This is a genomic window from Hallella absiana, assembly GCF_025457485.1.
Lineage (GTDB): Bacteria > Bacteroidota > Bacteroidia > Bacteroidales > Bacteroidaceae > Prevotella > Prevotella absiana.
Genome location: NZ_JAMXSP010000051.1, coordinates 1 through 10,538, shown reverse-complemented (window position 1 = coordinate 10,538; position 10,538 = coordinate 1). Strand labels below are relative to the sequence as shown.

General features: G+C 45.3%; 8 protein-coding genes and 1 pseudogene. 1 reads left to right on the top strand and 8 read right to left on the bottom strand.

The features are described 5' to 3' along the window. Positions 1-74: 74 nt before the first annotated feature. The 7 genes from NG346_RS13840 to NG346_RS13810 all read right to left on the bottom strand — a co-directional run bounded on the left by NG346_RS13840 (position 75) and on the right by NG346_RS13810 (position 7,796). A complete protein-coding gene (locus NG346_RS13840) occupies positions 75-1,055 on the bottom strand; it encodes a site-specific DNA-methyltransferase (protein ID WP_262288881.1) in 981 nt (326 codons plus the stop codon). 185 nt (positions 1,056-1,240) lie between these two features. Next, the gene (locus NG346_RS13835) at positions 1,241-1,747 is read right to left on the bottom strand and encodes a DUF6169 family protein (RefSeq protein WP_262281118.1); all 507 of its coding nucleotides are present in this window, start codon (positions 1,745-1,747) and stop codon (positions 1,241-1,243) included. Continuing rightward, on the bottom strand, positions 1,744-1,884 hold the full coding sequence (locus NG346_RS13830) for a hypothetical protein (protein ID WP_262288880.1): 141 nt from the start codon (positions 1,882-1,884) through the stop codon (positions 1,744-1,746). The genes NG346_RS13835 and NG346_RS13830 overlap by 4 nt, the downstream gene beginning before the upstream one ends. A gap of 67 nt (positions 1,885-1,951) precedes the next feature. After that, positions 1,952-2,644, bottom strand: coding sequence for a DUF4391 domain-containing protein (locus tag NG346_RS13825; RefSeq protein WP_262281120.1), 693 nt, complete (start codon positions 2,642-2,644; stop codon positions 1,952-1,954). Position 2,645: 1 nt separating this feature from the next. Next, a complete protein-coding gene (locus NG346_RS13820; protein WP_262281121.1) occupies positions 2,646-5,945 on the bottom strand; it encodes a helicase-related protein in 3,300 nt (1,099 codons plus the stop codon). Between the two features lie 215 nt (positions 5,946-6,160). Then, positions 6,161-6,904 (bottom strand): hypothetical protein, encoded by a 744-nt coding sequence (locus tag NG346_RS13815; protein ID WP_262281122.1) that lies wholly within the window; start codon positions 6,902-6,904, stop codon positions 6,161-6,163. A 295-nt stretch (positions 6,905-7,199) separates the two neighbouring features. Further along, positions 7,200-7,796, bottom strand: coding sequence for a hypothetical protein (locus NG346_RS13810; protein ID WP_262281123.1), 597 nt, complete (start codon positions 7,794-7,796; stop codon positions 7,200-7,202). 204 nt (positions 7,797-8,000) lie between these two features. Between NG346_RS13810 and NG346_RS13805 the strand changes: the two genes are divergently transcribed. Further along, on the top strand, positions 8,001-8,615 hold the full coding sequence (locus tag NG346_RS13805; RefSeq protein WP_262281124.1) for a porin family protein: 615 nt from the start codon (positions 8,001-8,003) through the stop codon (positions 8,613-8,615). Positions 8,616-8,687: 72 nt separating this feature from the next. On the opposite strand, the pseudogene NG346_RS13800 reads toward NG346_RS13805, so the two are convergent. After that, positions 8,688-10,418, bottom strand: a pseudogene (locus tag NG346_RS13800) (type IV secretory system conjugative DNA transfer family protein); the annotation flags it as partial. Between the last annotated feature and the right edge of the window lie 120 nt (positions 10,419-10,538).

The following is a 10,538-nucleotide window of genomic DNA, read 5'->3' as shown; positions in this document are numbered from 1 at the left end:
TCTTTTCTTGTTCCATGACCGCAAAGGTAAGCAAAAAAAATAGTTTTAGCACGCTATCATATCAAGTTCTTTGGTTAGGCAGCGGCATCCGTCCGCCACGGACAATCCCCCTTGGGCCCAAATTGGAGAACTGTTCCATCTGGGCAAGTTATAGGATAATATTGCTTACCAGACTTTCTTTTGAAAGTATCCCAGTAGAATTTTCCAATTTCGTCTTCTTCTTTGTATCTTTTAGCATAATCTTCATTGTAAGCTTCATAAAATTTACCTAATGAAGATTTGTCCTTTGCATAACTTACCACGTATTCATGCTCTGTTGCAACATATTGCGAATCATTACCTCCACCTTTTTTGTTTTGCCAAACAAATTGAGCAATAAAATTTGACTCGCCAAAAACTTCATTACAAATTTTTATTAAGTTTGCAACTTCATTCTCGTCTATAGAAATGAAAATTACACCATCATCTTTAAGCAGTGTATGAGATATTGATAATCGCATGTACATCATTGTACACCAATCAGAATGGTAGGTAGCGTTTGTAGGCAAATTTTTTACATAGCGATTTCCTTCTTCATCTACATTACCAGCAATTAAGTCATAATCGCTTTGACGTATTTTGAAACGATCTTTGTAGATAAAGTCATTTCCTGTGTTATAGGGAGGATCAAAATACATCACTTTTATCTTTCCCAGGTAAGATTTCTGCAAAATTTTCAGAGCATCGAGATTATCCCCCTCGATATAGATGTTTTGCGTATGGTCCCAGTCCACACTGCTCTCCGGTACGGGGCGAAGAGTCTTATTGATGGGTGTGGCAGCCTCACGCCGTGCGGCCTGCTTGCCCACCCAAGTGAACTCGTAGGCTTCTGGCTCATCCTCCACGGTATTATCGCCGAGCAGCTGCCGTAGCTTCTTGAAGTCAACCACATGGCGCAGCTCTCCCGTCTTTTCGTCACGGGCCTCAGTGAAGCACGACGGCGCAATCTTATAGAGTGCGTCGAGGTTCAGCTGCGTTCCGTCCTCAGTGGTTAATGGTAAATGGTTAAAGTCCATATATGTTGAAATTTTGTTGCGAATTAAATTGCCTCGATATAGATTGGCTTTTGGCCTGTTCTCTTTTCATACTCGACTATGCCGATTTTTGTCAACTTCTCAAGAGTATTCTTCTTGTTCTGCTTGACCTCCCGAAGCCACTGATAAGCTTGCACTTTTGTCATTTCCATATACTCACCATGAATTTATTGTTGTGGCTTGTCGTTCAGCAATGTAACCGTGTCGCTGAATTCCCTGATCACCTCTTTCAGACGAGGATGGTCCTCACGGATGATAATCGCTGCATAATTAGGGATTCCAAACTCGTCTTTTATAGTTGCAGAGAGATACACCACATTCCAGCCTCTATTATAGTGATGGAACCAATATTCAAACAAACGACTGCGCATAGACTGCTTGCTGTCGCCTGTTTCACAAATATACAGCATCACCTCGTTGTTCTCAATAAAGAAATTCTCGATGATAGCTATAATTGTTTCCCTTACCTTTGCATCTTGCGGTGATTTCTTGTGATTACCATTAAGAATTGTGAATTGGTAGGTTTCTGTTTCGGGCATAGACGTGCTGTCTTTATCGAAGCCAGCAAGATATAAAACACCATAATCTGTCTTGAACCGCACCCAATTAGGGTCTTGGGTGGATGTGACAGAATAAGGTGCCTTGGTATTGATTTTGTCAATGTCAAGAATCATAGTACTTCGATATAGGTGGCATTCATGCCGGTTTCCTTCTTATATTCATCGGCCAGCACCTTCTTCATCCGCTCTACTGTATTTCTCTTATTCTGCTTGACCTCTTTCAGCCATTGCAGAGCTTGTTCTTTTGTCATTTCCATATATTTGAGCTTTATTTGTTCTATATTGCAAAAATAGGTTTTTTCTTTGAACCTTCCAACTTTATTCGCTGTTTTTTGCTTTTATCTCCACTATTTGCTCCTCAAGGGAAGCAATCTCACGCTTCAGCTGTCGTGCCTTGGTGTTCATCTCTACCTGTCGGTTGAACTGCCGTTCTTTCCGAATTTTCTTCTGCAAAGCCTCACACGCCTTAGTTTTCTGCTTGATTTGTTCCTCAAGGGCGATGATGGCATGTGTGGTTTCCGAAGATGTGGTCTGATAGTCGGAGATGACACCCGCAAAATGTTCCCATACGTCGTCGAGGGTGTTTCCGGCAATCGTTAGTCGTAGGTCGTCAGCCTTAGTCCATTCGCCCTTGAACGTCTTGATGATGCGGAACGGGTGGCTTTCATCCTTGGTTCTATCCTTGTAGTTGATCAGCAAGCGGTATTCGTCATTGTAGCACTGGATGAAGACGATATACTGCGGCATGAACGAGTCGATGAGGGTAAACACGTCATCGGGACAGTCCTGCTCCTTGACGACCACGGCAAAGAAGTCTATCTCCACGATGTGCTTGCCGCCGGGGACGTTGACCGTTCCCTTGCCGAGTTTGTAAAGCCATGTCAGCGATGCCACGTCATCAACAAAATGCTGCCGTTGCTTGGCGCTCAGATCCCAATGCTCATAGAAGGCTTTCTTCGAGATATTTCGGTTGACAAGTGTCGTCGGAGGGAAGTGCAGCAGATTATCCATGTCAACGGATGATTAAGAACGTTATCAACTCAAAGTCATCAAGACCTTTGATATCACCTTGCAAGGCGGTAGTGGGACCAGGCTCAAAGAGACTGTCGATGTCGCTCTCCTGCTTCACGGAGATGATGCTTTCAATGGCTTGCTGGAGCTGGTCGCTGTACTTGCGCATGTCGCGTCCGTCGCGTGTCTCCTTGTTCACCTCACGGCATAAGTCCATATTCGGCTTTGTCTTGCCCTTGCAGAGATGGCGCATGGTGTCAAGCAGGGCTTTCGGCTGCAAGTGGTCGGTAATAACAGTGCCGTCATTGCCGAGATAGACCATATAAAACGGGTGTAGCAAGTTCTTGTGGTCAATATTTACAGCGTTGTTGCGGTTCTTCAATATGAAAATAACACCCGGCTTTGCAAGGTCAGTATGTTCTACCACCGCATCCATACCGTATGGCGCATGCTCTACGTCTGGATTATCCTTGACGTATGCAAGCAAGTCCATTCGGAATTCGTTTAGCCCCAAGTCCATGATATTGATACCGCTGTCCATGTCCTCAATGTCAACGACCTCTTCTTGCAGTTTCTTTAGCTGATTGCGACGGTACTCCAAATCGCCTTCTTCCTTTGCTGACAGAGGGTTGTCATCGCCTGTTGAGGTCAGCACAGTGGCCTTCATGCGGCTTTCAACACGACCTTTAAGCTTGATGTACTCATCGAGTTCCATGTCCGGCCAGTAGTTGACGAGCTGGATGACCTCATTCTTGGAGCCGATACGGTCAATACGTCCGAAACGCTGGATGATGCGGACGGGATTCCAGTGGATGTCGTAGTTGATGAGATAGTCGCAGTCCTGCAAGTTCTGACCTTCGGAGATGCAGTCGGTGGCTATCAGCACGTCGATGTTCTCGGAACGGTAATCGCCCTTTGCAGGGTGCGGCCCTTGTGGCCGTCCGCCAAACAATGCCTCCTTGTCTTTGGATATGGGGGAAAAGAACGTGAGGATATTGTTGAAGCTGAGCGGGAACCTGGGTATCGTACACTTGCCATCCGTTGTACCGGTGATGAGCGCGACGTTCATGCCCGTCTCTTGCTTGATCCGGGTGGCAAGCTGCTCATAGAGATAGTCGGCGGTGTCGGCAAAGGCCGTGAAGATAAGGACTTTCTTGTTGCCCTCGTTGATTGGGTGGACAAACTTACCCTTCAAGTCGTTGACCAGCATTTGGAGCTTGCTGTCGTGCTGGGGCGTGATGGGCTCCAACTGCGCAAGCATCTCGTCGAAGATGGCAAGATCACGCTTCATGTCATTGCGCCAGCGCACATAGTCCATGTCGCGGAGGTTGATCTTATTCTTACGTCCTACAAACGGATCAGCATCAGTACCGTCGCCCTCAGCATTGAGAGGATCGTCGATATCCACGGTGCTGTTTAAGCCTGTCTGTTCGTATTTGTCAATAGCCTTAATGGTGGTCTCTATCAGTTCTTTGATACGTCCGAGTGTCAGACGGAAGGAGTTGACGGAGCTCTCCAGACGCTTGAGGAGGTTGATAGCCATGAGCTTGCGCATACCTTTCTCACGACCATCAATGGAAATGCCCGAACCCTCCAAGCGTATCTCATACCGCTCCTTCATGCTGTCATAAATATATAGCGACGGCGTATAGATGGAGAGGTTGAGCATGTCGAGAGTCGTGGCAATCTGCTTGAAGGTGATGGCATCTGGCAGGTCAGTCAATGGCGGCCGGCGGGAGATGGGCGGCAACCGGTGTGGGAACTTGCCAATGTCCTTCGTATCGTAATACTTGATGATATGCTGTCGGCTGCGGGCAATGGTCACCGCGTCAAGGACGGTGAAGAAGTCGAAGCTCAGACTTTTTAGAAGCTGCTGTGTGGTGTGCTGCTCCTGTGGCAGTTTTGTCCACGCATTGTAAGCAGCCTGAGCCTGACGGAAGATGTCGTCGATGCTGCTGTGGGTGTCAAGCAGTTCGTCGATGCGGTCAGAATGGCCTTCATAGGCTAACTGCAACTGGTTCTTGAGGTCATTGAAGCGGTTGTTGACTGGCGTTGCAGACAGCATCAGCACTTTGGTCTGTACACCGGCACGGATGACACGGTTCATCAGCCGCACATAGCGGTTCTCCTTGTGGTCGTCATCATCGTCGTCCTCAAAGCCCTCGTCAATGTCACCGCCATTGCGGAAGTTATGGCTCTCGTCAATCACTACGAGATCGTAGTTGCCCCAGTTGACACGACTGAGGTCTATGCCATTGCTCTCGCCGTGGTCACGGGTGAGGTCGGTGTGGAAGAGGATGTCATAACGGAGACGGTCGGCTGCAATAGGATTATTCTTGTAGTTAGTGCGAAACGTCATCCAGTTGTCGTTCAACTTCTTGGGACAAAGGACAAGCACGCTCTTGTTCCTGTTCTCATAGTACTTGATAACGGCAAGAGCCGTGAAAGTCTTACCAAGTCCAACGGAGTCAGCAAGTATGCAGCCATTGTACTTCTCCAACTTGTTGATGATGGCAAGGGCTGCATCACGCTGGAAGTTATAGAGCTTGTTCCAAATGATGCTGTTCTTGAAACCCGTGCGCTCATTGGGCAGCACATCCTCGGAGATGTCCTCCAAGAACTCGTTGAAGATATTGTACAACGTGATGAAGTAGATGTATTCCGGTGCATTCTCGTTATAGACGGTATCAACGTAGTCGAGGACACGCTGAGTGACATCGGAGAAATGTTCGTCATCATTCCATTGCTCATTGAAAACTTTTAGGTATGCTTCTGCCGTAGGCGCAGAAAATACATTTACCAGAGTGTAGATATTGTCGCCACGGTCGAAACCTAACTGCGTGGTAGTAAAATCGGTGAACGGCTGATAGGTGTGGTTCACTCCATTTACATCCTGTAAGTTGAGAAAACCACCCATTGCTCCACTGGATGTATTGGATTTGAAGTGGACTTTCTTGCGTATCCAGTCGGCACACTCCTTTGCTATGGCTTTCTGTGATAACTGATTGCGAAGCTTTATCTCGAAGTCTGAGCCATAGAGGTTGCGCTCACGGTTTAGACGAGGAATATAAAATTCTCGTTTTTCCTTCTTGTTTTTCTCCTTTACAAATGTAGGCGATGTGAAAATAAAACGCAGCTCATCCACTTTCTCCAACTCGTCTTTCAAAGCTTCAAAAGCATAGATGGAGAACGATGCAGCAGCAATGGCAACCTTTGACTTAGGTGTCATTCTTTCCTTCAAATCATCAACAACTCGTTTGTTGACGTTATCAAGCATCGTTGGAATACCTGGTATTTCCATCGGCATCTATATATAAAAAAAGACTCAACAGCGGTGCCTACAGGCCGACCAAAGCCTTTGTTCACCACGGAAGAGTCTTTTTTATGTCTGTCTAGATATTATCTAGTTTTTGGTCTTTTTGTAGGAAGCAAACTGGTTTAGAGAGCTTACAAATGGCAAATTTACTCAAAATAATTGTAAATGGCATATAAATAAGCTCTTTTTTGTCTTCTGCGTCACTTTAAACGAGTAACTTCTCCACTAATTGGACTTGTAACATAGATCCTTTCGAAAGGACTATTAGCCAAGATGTCATAGTATTCATCCCGGTCATAGGTTACGAAATCAATTTCGTATGCATGTAGGTTAACCTCATATGGAAGGTATATGTTTATCCATACTGGGAAGTCCGGGAAATGTCCTTTAAATACATTCTCCTTCTTTTTTACTGTGGTTATTATATCTTCGTCTGTTATCGCGTTCCTGCTTGCCATATGATTGAACTGCACGACGTTTACATTAGGAACTCGTATTAGACGTATGTTCGTAAAGAAATGTGGTTTAGGCTTCTCATAAAGTTCGGGTTCTATAGAATGCTTAATAGCCAATACTACTTCCTTTATAGCCAATGATCTATCAACCCTTTTCTTATAAAACAAGTTTGACCCATCAAGAATAATATTAAATTTATTATTCTTCGTAGCAAGTTGAAAGTTGCCATTTTGATGGACATCATTGCAGAACTTGCGTTCAATGTTAGAACGCTCAAAGGCTTTGATACCCCTTTTTCCTCTCATCATGTGGCAGCAATCTACGACCTCAATGCCGAATTTGCCATTTGCTGTATGCACTATGAAATCAGGTGTTTCACTATCTCCATCAATGATACATTGGACATAATTTCTTATAATTACAGCTAGACTTGAAATTTTCTCCCATTCATGATATTTTTTTTGTTCATCTATTACTTTATGTGCCATCGTAAATCTAATAGTTTATAATCATTTATACTTAAATACGATCAAACCCGGAATTAAATATTAAAAACTTAGTAAAACTTTCTAAACTTTAAAATTAATTCGGGTAAATTTTACAAGTATATCTTCTTTACAAAAAAATAATTAGTTGACATAAATAACAAAATTACTATAAAAGGATAAGGCTTTTTCCATGACCTTAGGAATGATCCCTGAGAGAAGCTGTAAGGCTTTTTCAAAGGCAAGAAGCCAATGATTATCTTCTGCATCTCTCTTGCAGGCAACTTGTATAGCTGTGTCACTTCCATTCCACTGGGAGGTCGCGAAAATTGAATGACATGTCCTTATTTCCCCATGTTGACGAATAAGCTTTTATTGTCAGCGATGCTAATCGCTTAGTTTCAGTTGATACATCAGCAAAGACAAATTTAAGTTTGATGTTGGTATTACTGTCAATGGTAGGCTTAACATTGTCCATATTACCGAACAGGTATTCATTGGTTTCGTATGCATTGCCAACATAGTCGGTAAATTGACCTTGCGCCATCTGCTTCTCCCTGCTTTCGCCAGGGTTGAATAGGTTTAGTGTTACAGTTAACTTCCCGGTAGCTTTGTCTCCAACAGCTGACACGAAACTGTATTGATAGCCGTCAGCATCGGTGGTGTTCAGTGTCTGCTTGATGTTCAATGCCTTCTTATACTCAGCATTCCGGTCTGCAAGCTCATTAAGACGGGATTGCATTGAAGTTATCTGACCGTTCTGCGTTTCTAACTGACCTTTCAAGGTCTTGACATCTCCTTCAAGTGTCTTGACACGGTCTTCTACTTTTATTGTCTGTCCTGACACTGTGGCGGAGAAAGCCACACACATGATAAGCGTAATGATTTTGTTCATAAGATACGTTGTTGATGTATGCTACAAAGGTAATGATAATTTTTATTTTTATCGAAGGAATATCCCTACAGGTTCTGTGGTTATCCCTACTTTCCGAACATAATTGATAGACTTGGGGAAAAAATTATAGATTTAGAAGGCAATTCTTGATTATATTCGTATCTTTGCATGTAATTATGAAACCATAACAATGTTTATCCATTTATGAAGAAGATTATCTTTATTGCTTGCCTACTGTTGGCATCAGTCGGAACCTTTGCTCAACATGCAAAAGGTTCGTTTAACATTCAACCCAAAGTGGGTCTCAACGTAGCTACGATGACAGACAATGACGGTAGTGATCCGCGCGTGGGGTTTGTCGGAGGTGCAGAGTTTGAATACCAAGCTACCGACTTATTGTCCCTCTCTTTCGGTGCTCTCTACTCACAGCAGGGATTGAAAGCCAATAGCGATGAAATGGACGGTACCATTAAAATGGACTACATTAATGTGCCTGTTCTCCTGAATGTGTACGTAACCAAAGGGTTGGCTGTGAAGGCTGGTATTCAGCCGGGATTCAAGGTCAATAGCAAGGTCAAGGTCTCTGCTTCTGGTGCTTCTGCTGAGGTTGATTTAGAAAAAGCTCTTCAGGCAGGAGGAGTAGATGCCAGTGTAAAGAGTGTAGACTTCGCTATTCCGATGGGGCTTTCGTATGAATATCGAAACTTCCAATTTGATGCTCGCTATAACTTCAGTGTCACTAAAGCCATAGAGGCTGAGGGTGAATCGACAAAGCACTCCGTATTCCAATTCACTGTAGGCTATAAGTTCGATTTATAACCAAACTATATAGAAATATGTCATGCCGCTCATATTATATACTATGGGCGGCATTTTTTTTATTAAGCAATGCTACGCTGAGTTGAGCAGGCTTTTTATCATCTCGTCAATTTCGCGATTCACTCGGGCAAAGTTACGGTTGAGCATGACTTCCTTCTGACGAGCATCCTTAAAGGCGTATATCTTGGGGAGGTCAACGTATTGAGACTCTTCTTTCTTGATTTCAGCCATATTGAAGTTGGTTTTGCAGAAGTATTTCGTCGTCTTGAACTCAGGGCTCTCCTCAAGGTTGATACTACTGAAAGAGCTACGCTCCGTGGGCGTGAAGTCTCGGGCAGCCTGTCCGGCAAGCCAACCAGTTGCCATATCGGCTATCTTGGCGGCAGGGACGAGGTTGTCCATCTTCTCACTGATGGAGGTGCTGACCTTTGAGTCGTTGATAGTGATGGACTTTGATGTCTGCTTGGCCTTGCCGAAGACATCGTTCTGTGCCCACTCAAGGGTCTCTTTGTTTCGTGCAGCACCCATGAAGATATTGCCGCAGGTGGTGATGATCTTCTGCATGCCATTCTTGCCGTAGTCAGCCTCCAACTGGGGCAGTTCCTGAAAGCCGAGGGTGACAGCCACTTTATTGCTTCGCGCCGTACCGATAAGGCGGTCTATCTTGTGGAAGTAGAGCGTGGGCAGCTCATCGACGATGATGCTTACAGGCAGGTTGCCCTTGCTGTTGATACGTGTGACGAGGCGGTTGAGGATAAGGGCATTGAGCGAGCCGATGACTTGTTCTTTCTCCGGGTCATTAGCGATGACAAGATAGCTGGGACTAATTCTGTCGGAAATTTTCAAGTCGAAGTCGTCGCCGGTGAACACCCAGTAAGCCTCTGGGGAAACAAGACGGGCAGCATTGACACGGAGTGTTCCCACCATACCCTCAAGCTGGTCATTGGCCTTGTTCTTGTAGGCGGACTGGAACGGTGTCATGAGGGACATAATTTTCGGGTCGTCCATCAGTATGTCGAATACTTCGCTGTAGCTGCGGCCTAAGAAACTCAGCACATGGGGCATGTCGCTGTACTCGCCCGTAATAGTGTCGGGTTCTACCTCATTGCCATCCTCGTCCTCGTACCAGCTGCGCTCTATTCGGATTTCCTGTTTGTTGCCGTTGAGATAACTAAAACCGTTCAAGTCAACGAACATGTCATCGCTGTCAGTGGAGACATTATTGCTGTTACAGTCGATGAAGTCAAGCACCACATTACCTTGTTCATCCAATGCCTTGTAGTCTCTCCAGTTATGGATGACGAGGCGAAGCTTCCTCTTGTTCCACAGCACATAGCGGGTGAGCTTCTTGCCGTTCTTGTACCCTGTCGGGTGGAAGTTGACGAAGAAGTAGATGATGGCGGCAAGGAAGTTCTCAGCAGAGTTCTGGAAGAAAGCCTCTGAGCCGCCTTTCTTCTCACCACCGCCTTTATTAAGGGAGGAAAGGAGCGTTGCAGCTGTCTCGGAGGCCGCTGCCAAGTCGGGGATGTATTTTCGCTGGATGGGGTTTACACGGTTGCTATACTCTACATCAGTGAAGTTGACGATGCGGAAGCCGCAGTTCTTGGGCAGCGTGCCCTGCTTGCGGTTCTTGCAGTACTGGTAGAAGAGATTACGAGCCAGTGCCGGGAACTTATAGTCATAGACCATCATGGCGAAACCCTTGGCACTGTGCTGGCGGATGAACGGGTCGATGATGCCGAAGGACTTACCCGAGCCTGGCGTACCCAAAACGATGGTGGCGCGGAAAGGGTTGATAATGTGGCCCAAGGGGGATTGTCCGTGGCGGACGGATGCCGCTGCCTAACCAAAGAACTTGATATGATAGCGTGCTAAAACTATTTTTTTTGCTTACCTTTGCGGTCATGGAACAAGAAAAGATAG

What these genes read in the sequence shown, in the direction of transcription:
- NG346_RS13840 (WP_262288881.1), bottom strand. Translation starts at nt 1,055, where the DNA reads ATGGACTTTAACCATTTACCATTAACCACTGAGGACGGAACGCAGCTG.
- NG346_RS13835 (WP_262281118.1), bottom strand. Translation starts at nt 1,747, where the DNA reads ATGATTCTTGACATTGACAAAATCAATACCAAGGCACCTTATTCTGTC.
- NG346_RS13830 (WP_262288880.1), bottom strand. Translation starts at nt 1,884, where the DNA reads ATGACAAAAGAACAAGCTCTGCAATGGCTGAAAGAGGTCAAGCAGAAT.
- NG346_RS13825 (WP_262281120.1), bottom strand. Translation starts at nt 2,644, where the DNA reads ATGGATAATCTGCTGCACTTCCCTCCGACGACACTTGTCAACCGAAAT.
- NG346_RS13820 (WP_262281121.1), bottom strand. Translation starts at nt 5,945, where the DNA reads ATGGAAATACCAGGTATTCCAACGATGCTTGATAACGTCAACAAACGA.
- NG346_RS13815 (WP_262281122.1), bottom strand. Translation starts at nt 6,904, where the DNA reads ATGGCACATAAAGTAATAGATGAACAAAAAAAATATCATGAATGGGAG.
- NG346_RS13810 (WP_262281123.1), bottom strand. Translation starts at nt 7,796, where the DNA reads ATGAACAAAATCATTACGCTTATCATGTGTGTGGCTTTCTCCGCCACA.
- NG346_RS13805 (WP_262281124.1), top strand. Translation starts at nt 8,001, where the DNA reads ATGAAGAAGATTATCTTTATTGCTTGCCTACTGTTGGCATCAGTCGGA.